Origin of the sequence: Scytonema sp. PCC 10023, assembly GCF_963920835.1 — a bacterium.
In the GTDB taxonomy this organism is placed as follows: domain Bacteria; phylum Cyanobacteriota; class Cyanobacteriia; order Cyanobacteriales; family Nostocaceae; genus Kalymmatonema.
This window is the reverse complement of the sequence record NZ_CAWUDP010000010.1, coordinates 33,543-48,152: the sequence shown is the minus strand read 5'-3', so window position 1 is coordinate 48,152 and position 14,610 is coordinate 33,543. Positions and strand designations below refer to the sequence as shown.

Genomic DNA, 14,610 nt, shown 5'->3' with positions numbered 1-14,610 from the left:
TGAACGATCGCCCCCTACTCATTGTGCGGTAATTTACCACTCTCACGACAAGATGTAGGAGATGTGTGGATTTATCCGTCATTCCTCTCGTTTGGGCTTTCATCGGAAAGCCCCAATCTCACACTCAACAAATCAATGGTCTAACGGTGTTGTCGCTTTTTCCAAGAGATAGAAGAAAAAGTGCGTTGTCAAAATCGGTTTTGCTTTTTGACTTTCCCGTTATTATATAACTTTATGACCTGATTCCGATAGTCTTCTTGTAAGCGATTCTTAACTATTTTCAGACTTTTCTTGTTGAAGCGATAAGAGGTACAAGGGGGACAAGGGAGAGAGGGTACAATTATGAACGCAACTTGGTATCAAAAGCGATTTTATGGAGTCTTGGGTTCATCATATCGACGGGGAGTGTAGACCCAAACGCTACCATCGCACCGCTGAATCATCCGGGTTTTGCTTGACCCGACAAGAATGACTGTCCGCATATCAGCAAGTTCTGGTGCTAAATCTTCCAAAGTGTAAACCTCAACAGATTCTCCATTCCTACCAAGGTTGCGGGCAAGTACCACGGTCGTATCAGGATGTCTGTAACGCAATAATATATTTCGTGTCTCTGCTAGTTGCCAAAGGCGCTGCTTTGACACTGGGTTATAAAAAGCAATCACGAAATCAGCTTGGGCAGCAGCAGTAATTCGCTGTTCGATAATTGACCACGGCTTCAAAATGTCAGACAGGGAGATGGTGCAGAAGTCATGACCAAGCGGGGCACCAATCTTTGCCGCCGCTGCTTGCATCGCGGAAATACCCGGTGCGACTTGAATTTCGATACCTTGCCATTCTGGTTTTGCCTCTTGATCAAGCACTTCAAATACTGCTGCTGCCATTGCATAAATACCGGGATCACCAGAGGATACCACCGCCACAAAACGCCCCTCTGCGGCTAAATCCAGCGCCATCCGCGCCCGTGCAAGTTCTTCCCGGTTGTCGGACTCATGCCGCCGTTTGTTGTTGCCAAGAGAACCCACTAATTCTAAGTATGTAGAATAACCTACTAAATCAGTGGCATTACGTAAAATTTCCTTGACTTCCGGTGACATCCAATCGCTTGCTCCGGGTCCGGTGCCAATTATTGCCAACCGACCACGTGGTTTGCCTGTGGTGTTGATATCGATGGGTAGGGGTGCAAGTGCGATTGGCTTTGCCACTGCCCCTTGGGCAATCGCCCCAAAGGGCGCTGCGCTCTGCGCAATCGCGCAGCTAAAGTCAGATAATTGTCGTTGCATCACCAACCGCCCAGAGGAAGCCGCTAATGCGATCGCTACTGCCCCATCTGCGGTATTGTTTTGCGACATAGCAGCAGCAATCTCATCGGTCGTAAAGAAGCGAATAGGCACGTTGAGGGCGTCGGCAATTGCTTGTAAAGCTGGATTGGCAGCATCAAGGGTGCTGGCGAAGACTCCGGCAACGGATGCTGGGGCTAACTCAGCATCAGCTAGCATTTGCTGCACAAGGGCGATTTCCTCAGAACCCCACCCCCTGCCCCTCCCCGCAAGCGAGGAGGGGTGCCCGATAGGGCGGGGTGAGGTGCAACTGACTCCAATTGCCACGGTTGCTGGGTGATAGACGAGGCGGGTTGAGATGGAAACGACTGGCTTTTCTGTAATTTGTATGACTCTTTCTGCATCTTGGTCGATAGGTAACGAACTATTCCTCAACCAAGGTGCATCACCCTCCAACCTCACGGAATGTCCCGCCAACAAGTCGGACATGAAAGATTTGGCGTATTCGGGGTTCGCCAGGCGGTAGCCTGCTGGGGGGTCTTCTAGTGCGATGCCAAATCGGATGTCACCTGTAGTTGTGATGGCAGGTTTGACACCCAGTACGCTAGCGATTTGGCGTGCCAGAGAATTTACACCATTGAGTCCGCCTAAAAGTGGCACGACTGCACTACCATCTTCGGCAACAGCTAGAACTGGGGGTTCCTGTCGCTTGTTGGCAAGCAGTGGCGCGAGGGTTCGGATCAGGATACCTGTAGCACAAATGCCAATGATGGGTGTTCCATTGGCGAACAACTCCCGTAGTGTCGTTCCAAACTCAGTAAAAGTGACATCCACATCAGAAGTACGACCTGCCAGCCCGTATAACTGCGCTCCTGGAAGAACACTGATAATTTTTTTGGCTACAGGGATGCTGTTAGCACCCAACAGCACGATAACAGCAGGTGTCATAACAATTCAAAATTCAAAATTATAAATTCAAAATTAATACCCTATACCCCTTTCAGGGGAATTCAAAATTCTTTTTTTGTAGAGTGCGTGCCGATAGCGCATACTTTGAATTTTGAATTCAAAAACGTCATTTTTGGCATCATAAATGACTCTTACTCGGCACCAGAACCATCGAAAAGTAAGGCACTTGGGCTGGATCTACGTCATCCAAAGGTATGGTTCGCTGGTTTGCCATCGTCCCTCGCTCAATGTAACGCGCCCTTGAGGCAAGCCCTAATTTATACAGCGCGTCAGATACTTTCGTGAAATGCCGCTGCAGTTTGATAATGGCGGCAGCATCAGCATTTAACAATTGTGCTTCTAGGACTTCGGCTGGTAGGGTGGCTGGCAGTACGCTGAAAATATCGTTTCGGTAACTCAGGGGGACTCCTAATGCTGAAGCACATCCCATCGGTGAAGAAACCCCTGGCACGACTTCTGTTTCAAACTGGTCAGACAGCCGTGTGAATACGTACATGAACGAGCCGTAAAATAATGGATCGCCCTCGCACAGGACTACCACATCCCGTCCGGCGGCAAGATGTTCGGCAATAGGCGTGACAACCTGGTCATAAACCGGTTGTGCTGCATACGGATCAAGCGCACGCGGGAGATGATATTTTACCTCGATTTGATTACCAGGGAGATATTGGGCTACGATACCTCTAGCAATACTCTCTTTATCTTCTGCGGATTGATAAGCAACCACTGGGCAAGAACGTAGTAACCGCAGTGCTTTCAGTGTTAAAAGTTCCGGATCACCCGGACCGACTCCAACTCCATAAAGACGACCTTTCGCCATCATTCTTCCTCCGTCGCTAAGGCGTTAACTGCGGCAGCGGTAATGGCACTTCCACCCCGCCGACCATGCAATGTTATAAATGGGACACCACGACTATCTGCTGCCAGTGCGGCTTTCGATTCTGCTGCCCCCACAAATCCTACTGGAAACCCTAGAATGAGCGCTGGTTTTGGTGCCCCGGCATCCAGCATTTCCAGCAACCGAAACAAGGCAGTCGGTGCATTGCCAATTGCCACCACTGCGCCTTCTAACTTTGGTAGCCACAATTCCAAGGCAGCGGCAGAACGCGTGGTTCCCAGTTTTTGGGCAAGTTCTGGCACTTCTGGATCATTGAGGGTGCAAATGACCCCATTGTCTGCTGGCAGTCGCCGCCGCGTAATTCCTTCTGCCACCATCCGGCAATCACACAGAATTGGTGCCGCTGCTGCTAAAGCTGTACGCCCAGATACCACAGCTGTTGGTGCAGCTGCTATATCATCAACAATATCTGTCATGCCGCAAGCATGAATCAGACGCACGACAACCTTCGCGACATCCGGGGCAAGTACAGACAGATTTGCCTCTGAGCGAATAGTGGCAAAGGATTTGCGATATATTTCGTTACCATCTCGAATGTATTCAATAGTCATTTGTCATTTGTCCCTAGTGCCTCACATCCCCTTGCTCAAACAACCGTTGTAAATCTTCAATAGCATATCGGTTCGCAAATTCCCCAAATGATTCATTGGGAGTAGCACGTTTTGCCATATAGATTTGCAGCATCCGTTCTAGCAATAGGCATAATTCTGCAAACGATACCAAACTGTAAAGTTCTCGTCCAAATTTCTCATTGCTGTCACCATCACCCACGTAGATTTTATAACCTTCCACCGTTTTCCCCTCCTGCTCAATACTGACACCAAGGAGGGCGATATCGCTTCTGCTGTGCTGGGCACAGGATTTTTCGCAACCTGTGAAGTGAATGTTGACTGGTTGGTCGAGAGTGAGGCAACTATCCAGATAGTTAGCTAATGCCAAGGCGTGACCTTTGGTATCTGTTGCTGAAGACGCACATCCCGTATTGCCAGCACAGGCGACTAAGGCGCTGCGAATGTTGGTTGCAGACCAATGCAATCCTAAGTTTTCGATTTGACTTTGTGCTTGAGGAACCGACTGATGGGGAATATCTGATATGAGAAGGTTTTGCCAAGGCGTCAGCCGAAGAGTACCAGTGCCATATGTTTCCGCAATATCCGCTAGACCACGCATTTGCCAAGTTTCCAATTTACCAACGGGTAGCACAACACCGATGTAAGATAGCCCTTTCTGTCGTTGGGGATGGACACCTATATGTTGGTATCTGGTAGAGACGTTGCATCTGAGAGTTCTACATCTGTCCACGTCATACCGAGTTGCGTTCATAGGTATCACCTCACCCCTGCCCCTCTCCTTGCCAAGGAGAGGGGTGCCCGGAGGGCGGGGTGAGGTTTTTGAACGCAACTTAGTATCACTCCATACTGGAGAAAACTGCCGCAATCGATAAGGAAGATGATGCTCAACTTCTTGGAAAAATCTTTCAATGCCTAAGTCGTTCAAAACCTGCCAGAGACGCGACTGGCGCGATTTGCGATGGGGAATTATCTTCTCACTCCCTACTGCCAAATGCTGCAAATAAACTTTCGCCAATCCAGCCACGACTTCTAGACATTCCTCTGGTTTCAGGAGAATGCCTGTATCAATGAATGGTTCAACCTGCGATACACCTAAATTCAACTTGAGGTGGAAGTAAGCTTTTGTACCAACTACGGCAGCGGTTAGGGCGATATCATTGAGGCGATCGCCTATCGACACAGAACCACCACCATCAAAAGCAACGCTAAATTTTGGTGAAAGTGGTGCTAGCTCCGCGTGAGTAGCAATATAATTGTCTAATTCGCGGATGAACGGTCGAGTATCAATTAATTCGTATGGGTCAATGCCTGCTGTAGGACTACCCATGATATTACGCAGATGGTCAACCTCTGGGAGACTTGAGGCTATGCCAATTTCCTGCAAGACTCTCAAAACATCAGCGGTCATTTCCTTGCGGATTTCACGGACTTGGAGGTTGGCGCGATTGGTAATATGAACATAGCCAGTTCCAAACTCGTCAGCTAAGTCAGCTATCACACGACACTGCTGGCTAGCGAGTATTCCTCCAGGTATGCGGATGCGAGATAATATACCGTCCCGCGCGGACGTTCCATAAAAAAGACCAGGACAACTAACAAAATCACACGGTAATGACACGCCTGCAACTCCTTCCCTGTGCGACGCAGGGAGCAGATAAGAACTGTGTCCGGAAGACACCCTTAGAGTTGGCATTCTGACTTACAAAGTCTAAAGTTATAACTTTTGACTTGATTACAGCTGCGGCACAGTCCCGGAATTTCACCGGACTTTCCCCACTCCAAGTGTGTGTAGTTTAGCATGAGTTGACAACTCCTCGGGCTAAAGCCTTTGAGGATTCTTCCTTCATCCAAGATTGCCTCTAAAAGCAGTGCCTTTAGATGGTCTTACACGTTGTCCAGAAGCAGTAGCGAGATGCCCTCCCGCCAAAAGCCGTAAACCTTCATCTCTAATATTTCTAGCTGCGTTCAAATCCCTATCGTGTAATGTTTGACATTTAGGACACTGCCAGCTACGAATATCCAAACTTAGGTTATCTACTTGATGTAGGCAGTTACTACAGATCTTTGAACTGGGAAAGAATCTATCTACTTCAATGTAGGTTTTTCCTTGCCATTGTGCCTTATACTTCAACATGGTGCAGAATTGACCCCACCCAGCATCACTGATTGATTTTGCTAGTTTGTGGTTTTTGACCATATTCTTATAAATGCACAACAAATGGTTATCAGTGGTCGGTATTGGTGAGGATGGGCTATCGGGATTGAGTTTGATCGCCTGTTGTCTCGTTGAGCGTGCAGAAGCGATCGTCGGGGGAAAACGCCATCTCGCCATGCTACCACCAGACGACCCGCGCGAGAAACTCATCTGGACTTCCCCCATCAGTGATTCGATAGAAGAAATTCTCCGTCGCCGGGGTCAGTCTGTCTGCGTATTGGCAAGTGGTGACCCCATGTGCTTTGGTATCGGTGTCACCCTCTCCCGCAAGATTCCCATTTCTGAGATGACCATCATCCCCGCACCGTCATCGTTCAGTCTCGCCTGTGCCAGATTGGGATGGTCACTTACCGAAGTCGAGACATTAAGCTTAAACGGTCGTCCCCCTGCTCTCATTCAAGCCGCTATCTACCCGAAAGCGCGTCTATTAATATTAAGTGAAGGGAAGGAAACCCCGGGAATTGTTGCTGATATCTTGACAAAGCGCGGTTTTAGTGGTAGTAAAATTACAGTTCTTGAACACATGGGCGGTTCTCAGGAACGAATTATCGAAGGCACAGCCGCGTCATGGACGACAACAGAACTGGCAGATTTAAACACCATCGCTGTAGAGTGTATTGCTGATCCTGGAGTCGTACCGTTACCTCGGCTAGCAGGATTGCCGGATGATGCTTATCACCATGATGGACAGCTAACTAAGCGTGAAGTGCGGGCAATAACACTATCGGCTTTGGCTCCCACACCGGGACAGTTATTGTGGGATGTGGGCGCTGGGTGTGGTTCGATTGGTATTGAGTGGATGCGGAGTCATCCTCGATGTCGGGCGATCGCCATTGAGCAAAACTCCACCCGACTCCAATATATTGCTGACAACGCCGCCGCCCTTGGTACACCTTATTTACAAATTGTTGCAGGCAAAGCTCCCGCTGCACTGAAAGATTTGCCTCAACCAGACGCCATTTTTGTCGGCGGTGGTGCAACGACAGAAGGTTTGTTTGAGGTTTGTTGGGAAGCTTTGCCTCCGGGTGGGCGTTTTGTTGCCAATGCAGTTACGGTTGAAAGTGAACAGAAGCTGTTGCAATGGCATAACCAGGTAGGCGGGGAGTTGATTCGCGTTGCTGTGCAACGGGCTGCTCCTATTGGTGGATTTTTAGGGTGGAAGCCGATGGTGCCGGTGACGCAGTGGGTGGTGGTGAAGTAGTTGGAAGCGAATATTCTTTTGAGTTATGTATCAGGAGGACAATGCTTGATTTGGATTGCATTGTCCTCCTGGTCAAGCGGCTTTATTTTAGACGTTGTTGCACAGAATAATACACAGAAACTGAGTGCAAGATATGCTGATATAAAAGGTTAAGGAAGAAATTGCCCTATATTATCTAAAAAAATACTGAAATTGCTTGTTTATCCTTGCTAGAGAGGGGTATATAGGGAAGAATTCCATTTAATAACAAACTATAAGCGAAAAATTTTACAATATGACTGCTGATTCAACAGAATTTGAACAACAGATTAAAAGAATACATGATCTTATCGAACAGCCCGGTTCGGTAGTCACTTGGAATGATCACTTACCCGATCCAGATAACCCTGATCAACTAAGACAGATTGATATCTCAATCAAAAGAGATGGAAAGTTAACACTTGTCGAGTGCCGCATTCACAAGAAAAAGCAGGATGTTAAATGGATTGAAGAACTTATTGGGCGGAAAGTAAGCCTCCGAGCAGATGCATTAATTGCGGTTTCCGCTTCAGGTTTCACAAAGTTAGCAATCAGAAAAGCAGAAGCACACAGTATTTTTTTACGTGATTTATTAACCCTAACTGATGAAGAGATTCGGCAGTGGGGGAATAAAGCAAAAATATGGGCGAATTACCTTAAATTTGAGAATCCAAAAATTATTTGTGTATTTCACAACCTCCCAAAAGATAGAAGCAATTTACAGAGTGCATTTATAGAGCTACTTACAAAAAAGGATTTAATTTACCTCATTTTTGATAAAGTTTCTAAACAGATTGATAGTATTACAATTCCGTACAATGGAGCACTTCTACAAAGCCAACTTGATATTACTGGTCTTAATTTAGCAGGACATAGTGTTAGTAAAATTAAATTTTCATCAGAAATTCTACTTATCACAAAAGAAATACTAGCACCCTATGTTCTTGTTTATGGCTCTCCTAATATACCTTCCGACAAAAGGGAGATTAAACTTGAAAAGGTTGATTTGGGCAAAAGTCAAATTACTCAAACTTCCAATAAAGCATCAATAGTACTTGATATTTCTAATATTGAAACTCTACCAAAATCGCATTTTCTACATCTAATAATAGACCTTAATAGAGTGGTAACAAGTAACATTGAAACGATTGGTTTAAAAGCTCCTTCAATTTTGCTGGAAGACATGAATTTTTCTGTAGCATTTGAGTGAAGAATATCTGTATAACACTGCGCTCGACTCCTAAGCTGGTATATGCTCCGCACAGGCAGCGCGAACGAGCATCGGTTGTAAAGTGAGAAGTTGCCTGCTGCCGATAAGCTAAAGCTAAACCATTAGACCACGAGGTTGCCTACGGAACGCTGCTTCAAAGTTATTGGTGGGAAATCGGCATCAGAGTTGTCGATGAGGCGATCGCGCTCTGAATAAGGTGAGCTCAGTCCTTAGACCTCGGCACAGTGGGGGTAAATTTTAGAACTAGGAAAATATTGCACTTCATAGCTTTTAGATTTACGTTATTTAGGTATCGAGGAGCATTGAGGTTTCAGTGTGAAAGTTCCAGCAGATGCAATTATTCCAGACGACAAACTAACCCGCTATCTGCTGGTATACAAAGCAAGAAGTGATAAATCCAAGTTTCTAGCGCAAGCTGGATTCACTCAAGAAAATCCGGAAGCATTGCGGGCAGCTATTTCCTCACTTGCTGAGTCAGTCGAAGCTGTGGAAGATGGAACTAATGAATATGGCATCTTCTACCGTGTTGAAGGAGATTTGAACGGCATCAATGGAGTCAACTTATCAGTTGTTACAATTTGGCTACAACGACAAAGTGACGGCAAATTTCAGTTTGTCACCCTCAAACCTCGTAAGGAGTCTCGCCATGACGCTTGAGTTGTATAAGGAGGTTGCTTTAACTCTCGACTTACCACAGCATCAGCTCAGAGCAGGTGATATTGCAACGTTAATTGATTTCGTTCCTCATCCTACTGGTGGAGAAGATGGCTGTGTACTGGAGGTATTCAACGCAGTAGGTGAGTCAATTGCTGTGATTATTGTTCCAGTATCTGCTGTTGAAGCGTTACGTGCCGATGAAATTCTGAGTGTACGTTCTCTAGCACAAGCCAGTTGATATACTGCCCTTGATTGGTGGGGCAGATCGCGGTTGCATTAGGGTTGTCAATGGGGCGTTGGCGTAGCCTCTCCTTTGGAGACTCGCTTCTTCTGTAGGGGAAGCAGTATCATAAAAGTACAGATTTTGGTTCTGTCTGTGTATGACCCAGTGAATCAGCGAACCATACGCACATCGAGAGACAGACCGAGAGTTGCCCAAATCTGATCGGTCGTCAAAACCGAAACATCAAGCCGCATTCCCAAACTTAAACAAGCGCGGTCGCCCAAAGACAGACCAGCCTGTCGAGTTTGCAACCACAACCTCCCCGCCATCTGGGCATCTTCAGGAGTAAATGGAGCAATCATCAGCCCCAACGCCTCCAAATCCTCCCGCATTCCATCTATCACTACACCCGCAGCCACAGATTTCTGCACCACCTCCGCCCAATTTACACTCGAAATCACCGACTCAGCCAGCACGACTTCAACGGCTTCACTTCCAGGCTCATCCTGCAAATAAGCAAGCAAAGCAGACGCATCCAAAACCACCGTCATGCGCCCATTTCCCGCTTGGCTTCCTCGCGTCGTTCCACTATCAACTCATCCGCTAGACTTATCCCTTTCGGCAGTTGCGAAAACCGAGCCTTCAGGCGCTGTTTAATCGCCTCCTGCTTTTCCAAAATCAGCCGCCCCTCTTCAGAACGAGCGACTAGTGTATCTCCCTCCTCAAAACCTAACAGCCGTCGCAGAGCCGCAGGAATCACCAAACGCCCTTGACGACCCAGATGGACTTCAACATATTTAGATGATTCGACCATAGATCTACTTGTTGTGCCACGTTGAATTTATATGTGCCATAAAAATGAAGTTTGTGGCAATAGTTAGTTATACTTGGTCTTCATTGTAGCTCTAGTGTCTGTCGGCGCTCTTCTTTTCATTACGCGATTCAGCTACAAGCCAAAATCGAAGAAGGTCTAACACTGGGCTGCAGTCCTACAAAGAGTGAGTTCACGCAAACTGCGGTACAAGGATAGAACAGGACAAGACTTTATGTCATCCGATATATGTGAGCGAGCCGCAATAACCATTAACTTAAGCATTAGGAAAATGCGCGAACGTCCTGTTAAGCCAAAGGGAACCCATGAAAGACCTTTGACTTACTTTTTAATGGCGCTCATGTAGAGCCTCACTGCCTGCGCTCTTCAGTCTTGGAAAGTCTCAATAGGCTCGCCAAGCTGTTGTGCTGCCGTCTTTGGGCACAAGTCTAAACTCGGAAATTAACCTGTATTAGGAAGTGGGCGATGCACATTGGATTTCTCAACCCTCAGGGCAACTTTGATTCAGGCAATAATCATATAACGAAACATCCCGATTTTGGGGGTCAGCTGATCTACGTCAAGCAAGTTGCTATAGCAATAGCTCAAAAGGGTCACAAAGTTGATATTCTTACCCGCCAAATCATTGACCCAGAGTGGCCAGAGTTTGCTGAACCTTTTGACACTTATCCAGGCGTCGATAATGTCCGCATCATCCGCTTACCAGCAGGACCAAAAGAATTTCTGCCTAAAGAGTTTTTGTGGCCTCATCTAGTGAGTGATTGGGTACCCAATATCCTGAAATTTTATCAAGAGCAGGGCGGTTTACCCGATGCTATGACTGCTCACTACGGCGATGGGGGACTGTGCGGCGTTCTGATTGAGGAGGAGACAGGCATACCTTTCACCTTTACTGCTCATTCTCTCGGTGCGCAAAAGATAGACAAACTGGAGGTCACTCCAGAAAATCTGGCACAAATAGACGAGCAATTCCAGTTCAGATACCGCATCATAGCTGAACGCCTGAGCATGAATCGCTCGGCTATTAATATCACCAGTACACGACAAGAACGCTTTGAACAGTACTCTCACCCTGTCTATCGTGATGCAGTGGACGTAGACAACGACAACCGCTTTGCGGTGATTCCACCAGGAGCAGATTTCTCCATCTTCGGTGCCGAGGCGCGTTCCGAAAACGAGGAAGGTATTTACCAGTTCATTCAGGAGCGATTGGCACGGGACATTGCAGAGCCACGTCGGGATTTGCCCGCTATCGTGGCATCTAGCCGATTAGAGCTTAAAAAAAACGTATTAGGGCTAGTGCAAGCCTTCGCAATGAGTCAAACGCTTCAGGAACGAGCCAACTTGGTGCTGCTTACAGGAGGGCTGGACGATCCGCTGCGAGAAAAGGCGAGCGACGACGTGAGCGAAGAGGTCTTAGCTCCCATCCGAGAGGTGGTCGAAGAAAACAACTTGTGGGGCAAGATTAGTGCCTTTGGCTTGTCAGAACAAGGACAAGAGGCACTGGCTGCAACTTATCGGTTTATGGCTAAACGGCGCTCGGTATTTGCGCTGACTGCGCTGTATGAACCCTTTGGCTTGGCTCCCTTAGAAGCGGCGGCTGCGGGGTTACCAGTGGTAGCAACTCAGAACGGTGGTCCCAGCGAGAGCCTGCGAAAAGGAGATACCGAATATGGCGTACTCGTTGATCCGGAAGACCCAGCTGATATTGCACGAGGTTTGGAGCGGTTGCTATGCGATGAAAAAGAGTGGGAGTATTTTGCTCAGGCTGGTCAGCAGCGGGTGCTGAAGACCTACACCTGGGAAAGTACCGCCGAGAACTACCTGACCCTGATCGAGCAGATGGTTTCCTCACCACAGGCACGCAGTCGGGATCAACTCCTGCCAATCCATGCCTACTTCCGTAATCCACAACCGCAGACGGATGTTTCCTTGGAAGAATTGAGCGACCTTTACTTTGGGTCTGACCAAAAAGTATTAAGCACTACACCTAGCGCTTAAAAGGGTTCCCAAATCCTGAACTCATTCATCTTAAAGTTGCCGCTCCCGCTAACAAGGTTCGTGAACACGCGAAGGACATTAGGTATGTCATCCCAGACTGAAGAATTCACTATTGGTGTCGAAGAGGAATATCAAATTATCAACCCCGTGACGCGGGAATTGAGTTCGCGTGTGGAACACGTTCTCCCGAAAGCTCAGAAAGCACTTGGCGAGGAGGTGCAGCCAGAAGCCCAGCGATCGCAGATAGAAATTGGTACGCCCATCTGTCGAACACTTGCGGATGTGCGTTCTGAGCTAGTTCGTTTGCGACGCGAAGTGATTGCGGCGGCTGCCAAGGACGGTAACCAAATTGCCGCCGCCGGGACGCACCCGTTCTCGCACTGGGATGAACAGCAGATCACGCCCAAAGAACGTTATCAAAGCCTGATGCGAGATTATCAACAACTTACCCGTGAGCTAGTCATCTTTGGCTGTCACGTGCATGTTGGGATAAGCGATCGCTCTGTTGCCATCCAGGTGATGAACCGTGCCCGTGTGTGGCTTTCCCCGCTCTTAGCACTGTCGGCGTCCTCGCCCTTCTGGTTAGGTACGGATACAGGCTATGCAAGTTATCGTACCGAGATTTGGAGCCGATGGCCCCTATCCGGTCCGCCGCTGATATTCGAGTCGGTAGCCGAGTACGAGGCGCTTGTACAAGCTCTGGTGGAGACGAAAAGTGTAGCGGAGGCGACGAAGATTTACTGGGATGTGCGTTTGTCAGAACGCTTCCCGACAATAGAGTTTCGAGTCACGGATATCTGCCAGACGGTGGATGAAGCGGTGATGGTGGCGGGGCTTGTGCGGGCTTTGGCGCGGACTTGTTACGAACAAGCCATGCGGGATGAACCGTTTCCCGCCGTGCGTCACGAACTCATACGCGCTGCTATTTGGCGTGCCGCACGTTATGGATTAGATGAGGATTTAATCGACGTTGTCGCGATGAAAGCTGTAAGGGCGCGTGATCTGGTTGAGAGCTTTCTCACCTTCCTGCGTCCATCGCTTGAAGAGTATGGAGACTGGGATGAAGTCTCGTCTCTTGTGTATGAAACCATGCAGCAAGGGAACGGCGCAACACGGCAGCGCGAAGTTTACAAGCGAACCGGGCGTTTGGAAGATGTCGTTGATCTCATTGTCCGAGAAACGGCAAAAGGGGTAGCGTGAGTATACAGGACAAAATTTTATGCTAGTTCACATCATCGCCGATTACGGCTTTGGCGACCTCGCCTTCGCAGAAGTCGTGCAGCGCCTCAAACTCTATCTACCGGATGCTGAGCCGATACTCACACCTAAAATACGCGGGAGCGTGGTAGCCCCGAAATATGAGTCTCAAGAAATTAAAAATGAATTGAGACTCATATGTTATTTATATCGGGGCGCAAACGCGACACGAGCAACTTTAGTTGCCTGGTATAGCTGTGGTACAATACTTACATATGACAGCAGAAACCGGGTATGGACACTGCGAACAGTCAAGTTTAGTCCTCAACTCATGGCTGAAAGTGCTGGAGTATTAGGTAGGACGAAGAATCAGGGGAGTTTTCATGTAGGGAGTTATCCCAAGGACGGAGCCGTTCTTTTTGGAGACATGAAAGCGCTGACCTTAAACTGCGAAGCGAGTAAGCGAGTCTGAAAGTACGTGCGCCTGATTGCCCGTTAGAGCGGTTCTCCAAGTAGCTGAAAAAGTATAACCAGATAGTCATTCTATGCAAATAGATTCGGACGACAAGTTATACCTAACTTTCAGCCAGAATCCACCAAATTCTATTTGGTGGTGTGGCTCAACCGTGCCTCCTTTTGCTACCCTAGCGGCAGGATTCTGTATTGCCCAGTTGGGCTTGAATAAAGCCCCCGCCGGGACAATTATTTACCACAACGTTGCGCCGCGAGAAGATGATGAACAGGCGCGTGCTGGAAATGCGGGTGAGCGTCTTGCTTTTGCACGTCTGCCAACGGGTGTGCGCGTTATCGGCGTCAATGCTGGTTATGCCTTTTCATTCGTGCGCGATCTGGCAGTTGAGTTGCGCTGGGCTGCTGTAGCGGCTGAAGGTTCACAGTTTCGTTCTCGTGACCTGTTTCCGGAAGCCGCAGGGGCGATCGCCTTGGGTCAACCTGATGCTCTAGATGAGGAGATCCCCCCTTCTGATATACCCGACGTACCGCCCAATTGTATTGCCTATATTGACGGCTACGGCAACTTGAAAACCACAATGAAACATGAGGCTAGTAAGCCGCACGAAGGCCAGGCTGTGCGTTTGCAGATCGGTGAGAGGGAACTGGAAGCGACCAAGAGTGATGGCAGCTTTGCCGTCGAATCCGGACAGTTAGCTTTTGCACCTGGTAGCAGTGGCTGGACAAATGGACAAGGCGAACATACGCGCTGGATGGAAGTTTTCCTGCGCGGTGGTAATGCCTGGGAATCATTTAATCGTCCATCTATCGGCACGCATATACAGATCAGTTAAGGGTTCGCGAGTTGA

15 protein-coding genes and 1 riboswitch are annotated in these 14,610 nt (G+C 48.2%); of the genes, 8 read left to right on the top strand and 7 right to left on the bottom strand.

Annotation, left to right across the window (positions count from 1 at the left end; translation table 11 throughout):
* Positions 1-371: 371 nt before the first annotated feature.
* The 5 genes from cobJ to ACM0OZ_RS08520 form a co-directional block, all read right to left on the bottom strand.
* Positions 372-2,225, bottom strand: coding sequence for a precorrin-3B C(17)-methyltransferase (gene cobJ, locus ACM0OZ_RS08540; RefSeq protein WP_414582365.1), 1,854 nt, complete (start codon positions 2,223-2,225; stop codon positions 372-374).
* 139 nt (positions 2,226-2,364) lie between these two features.
* On the bottom strand, positions 2,365-3,069 hold the full coding sequence (locus ACM0OZ_RS08535; protein ID WP_332992564.1) for a precorrin-2 C(20)-methyltransferase: 705 nt from the start codon (positions 3,067-3,069) through the stop codon (positions 2,365-2,367).
* Entirely contained in the window at positions 3,066-3,695 is a 630-nt protein-coding gene (locus tag ACM0OZ_RS08530; RefSeq protein ID WP_414582364.1) for a precorrin-8X methylmutase, read from the bottom strand. The genes ACM0OZ_RS08535 and ACM0OZ_RS08530 overlap by 4 nt, the downstream gene beginning before the upstream one ends.
* Before the next feature lie 13 nt (positions 3,696-3,708).
* Positions 3,709-5,334: a precorrin-3B synthase gene (gene cobG, locus ACM0OZ_RS08525; RefSeq protein WP_414582363.1), complete on the bottom strand. Its 1,626-nt coding sequence runs from the start codon at positions 5,332-5,334 to the stop codon at positions 3,709-3,711.
* Between the two features lie 48 nt (positions 5,335-5,382).
* A riboswitch (cobalamin riboswitch) is annotated at positions 5,383-5,546 on the bottom strand.
* A 13-nt stretch (positions 5,547-5,559) separates the two neighbouring features.
* On the bottom strand, positions 5,560-5,913 hold the full coding sequence (locus tag ACM0OZ_RS08520) for an RNA-guided endonuclease TnpB family protein (RefSeq protein ID WP_414582362.1): 354 nt from the start codon (positions 5,911-5,913) through the stop codon (positions 5,560-5,562).
* A 10-nt stretch (positions 5,914-5,923) separates the two neighbouring features.
* Between ACM0OZ_RS08520 and cbiE the strand changes: the two genes are divergently transcribed.
* The 4 genes from cbiE (at position 5,924) to ACM0OZ_RS08500 (ending at position 9,276) form a co-directional block, all read left to right on the top strand.
* Positions 5,924-7,132, top strand: a complete 1,209-nt coding sequence (cbiE, locus tag ACM0OZ_RS08515) for a precorrin-6y C5,15-methyltransferase (decarboxylating) subunit CbiE (protein ID WP_414582360.1) — start codon at positions 5,924-5,926, stop codon at positions 7,130-7,132.
* A 274-nt stretch (positions 7,133-7,406) separates the two neighbouring features.
* On the top strand, positions 7,407-8,360 hold the full coding sequence (locus ACM0OZ_RS08510; RefSeq protein WP_414582359.1) for a restriction endonuclease: 954 nt from the start codon (positions 7,407-7,409) through the stop codon (positions 8,358-8,360).
* Positions 8,361-8,696: 336 nt separating this feature from the next.
* Positions 8,697-9,038 (top strand): DUF6883 domain-containing protein, encoded by a 342-nt coding sequence (locus tag ACM0OZ_RS08505; RefSeq protein WP_414582358.1) that lies wholly within the window; start codon positions 8,697-8,699, stop codon positions 9,036-9,038.
* Positions 9,028-9,276, top strand: a complete 249-nt coding sequence (locus ACM0OZ_RS08500) for a DUF4926 domain-containing protein (protein WP_414582357.1) — start codon at positions 9,028-9,030, stop codon at positions 9,274-9,276. The genes ACM0OZ_RS08505 and ACM0OZ_RS08500 overlap by 11 nt, the downstream gene beginning before the upstream one ends.
* A gap of 155 nt (positions 9,277-9,431) precedes the next feature.
* Here the strand turns inward: ACM0OZ_RS08500 and ACM0OZ_RS08495 are convergent, their stop codons facing one another.
* Both ACM0OZ_RS08495 and ACM0OZ_RS08490 read right to left on the bottom strand, forming a co-directional pair.
* Positions 9,432-9,812 (bottom strand): type II toxin-antitoxin system VapC family toxin, encoded by a 381-nt coding sequence (locus ACM0OZ_RS08495; protein WP_414582356.1) that lies wholly within the window; start codon positions 9,810-9,812, stop codon positions 9,432-9,434.
* On the bottom strand, positions 9,809-10,075 hold the full coding sequence (locus ACM0OZ_RS08490) for an AbrB/MazE/SpoVT family DNA-binding domain-containing protein (RefSeq protein ID WP_414582355.1): 267 nt from the start codon (positions 10,073-10,075) through the stop codon (positions 9,809-9,811). Before ACM0OZ_RS08490 ends, ACM0OZ_RS08495 begins: the two co-directional genes overlap by 4 nt.
* 483 nt (positions 10,076-10,558) lie before the next feature.
* Here ACM0OZ_RS08490 and ACM0OZ_RS08485 point away from each other — a divergent pair, with 483 nt between their 5' ends.
* The 4 genes from ACM0OZ_RS08485 to ACM0OZ_RS08470 all read left to right on the top strand — a co-directional run bounded on the left by ACM0OZ_RS08485 (position 10,559) and on the right by ACM0OZ_RS08470 (position 14,595).
* The gene (locus tag ACM0OZ_RS08485; protein WP_414582354.1) at positions 10,559-12,094 is read left to right on the top strand and encodes a glycosyltransferase; all 1,536 of its coding nucleotides are present in this window, start codon (positions 10,559-10,561) and stop codon (positions 12,092-12,094) included.
* 84 nt (positions 12,095-12,178) lie between these two features.
* Positions 12,179-13,294 carry a carboxylate-amine ligase gene (locus ACM0OZ_RS08480; RefSeq protein ID WP_414582353.1) on the top strand — a complete coding sequence of 372 codons (1,116 nt, stop codon included), beginning with the start codon at positions 12,179-12,181 and terminating at the stop codon, positions 13,292-13,294.
* Between the two features lie 19 nt (positions 13,295-13,313).
* Positions 13,314-13,763: a hypothetical protein gene (locus ACM0OZ_RS08475; RefSeq protein WP_414582352.1), complete on the top strand. Its 450-nt coding sequence runs from the start codon at positions 13,314-13,316 to the stop codon at positions 13,761-13,763.
* Between the two features lie 73 nt (positions 13,764-13,836).
* Positions 13,837-14,595: an S-adenosyl-l-methionine hydroxide adenosyltransferase family protein gene (locus ACM0OZ_RS08470; protein WP_414582351.1), complete on the top strand. Its 759-nt coding sequence runs from the start codon at positions 13,837-13,839 to the stop codon at positions 14,593-14,595.
* The last annotated feature ends 15 nt before the right edge of the window (positions 14,596-14,610 follow it).

Excerpts from the sequence above, each read along its gene's own strand:
- ACM0OZ_RS08475 (WP_414582352.1), top strand. The coding sequence starts at position 13,314 with ATGCTAGTTCACATCATCGCCGATTACGGCTTTGGCGACCTCGCCTTC.
- ACM0OZ_RS08480 (WP_414582353.1), top strand. The coding sequence starts at position 12,179 with ATGTCATCCCAGACTGAAGAATTCACTATTGGTGTCGAAGAGGAATAT.
- cbiE (WP_414582360.1), top strand. The coding sequence starts at position 5,924 with ATGCACAACAAATGGTTATCAGTGGTCGGTATTGGTGAGGATGGGCTA.
- ACM0OZ_RS08535 (WP_332992564.1), bottom strand. The coding sequence starts at position 3,069 with ATGATGGCGAAAGGTCGTCTTTATGGAGTTGGAGTCGGTCCGGGTGAT.
- ACM0OZ_RS08495 (WP_414582356.1), bottom strand. The coding sequence starts at position 9,812 with ATGACGGTGGTTTTGGATGCGTCTGCTTTGCTTGCTTATTTGCAGGAT.
- ACM0OZ_RS08520 (WP_414582362.1), bottom strand. The coding sequence starts at position 5,913 with ATGGTCAAAAACCACAAACTAGCAAAATCAATCAGTGATGCTGGGTGG.
- ACM0OZ_RS08485 (WP_414582354.1), top strand. The coding sequence starts at position 10,559 with ATGCACATTGGATTTCTCAACCCTCAGGGCAACTTTGATTCAGGCAAT.
- cobJ (WP_414582365.1), bottom strand. The coding sequence starts at position 2,225 with ATGACACCTGCTGTTATCGTGCTGTTGGGTGCTAACAGCATCCCTGTA.
- ACM0OZ_RS08470 (WP_414582351.1), top strand. The coding sequence starts at position 13,837 with ATGCAAATAGATTCGGACGACAAGTTATACCTAACTTTCAGCCAGAAT.
- ACM0OZ_RS08490 (WP_414582355.1), bottom strand. The coding sequence starts at position 10,075 with ATGGTCGAATCATCTAAATATGTTGAAGTCCATCTGGGTCGTCAAGGG.
- ACM0OZ_RS08530 (WP_414582364.1), bottom strand. The coding sequence starts at position 3,695 with ATGACTATTGAATACATTCGAGATGGTAACGAAATATATCGCAAATCC.
- ACM0OZ_RS08500 (WP_414582357.1), top strand. The coding sequence starts at position 9,028 with ATGACGCTTGAGTTGTATAAGGAGGTTGCTTTAACTCTCGACTTACCA.
- ACM0OZ_RS08510 (WP_414582359.1), top strand. The coding sequence starts at position 7,407 with ATGACTGCTGATTCAACAGAATTTGAACAACAGATTAAAAGAATACAT.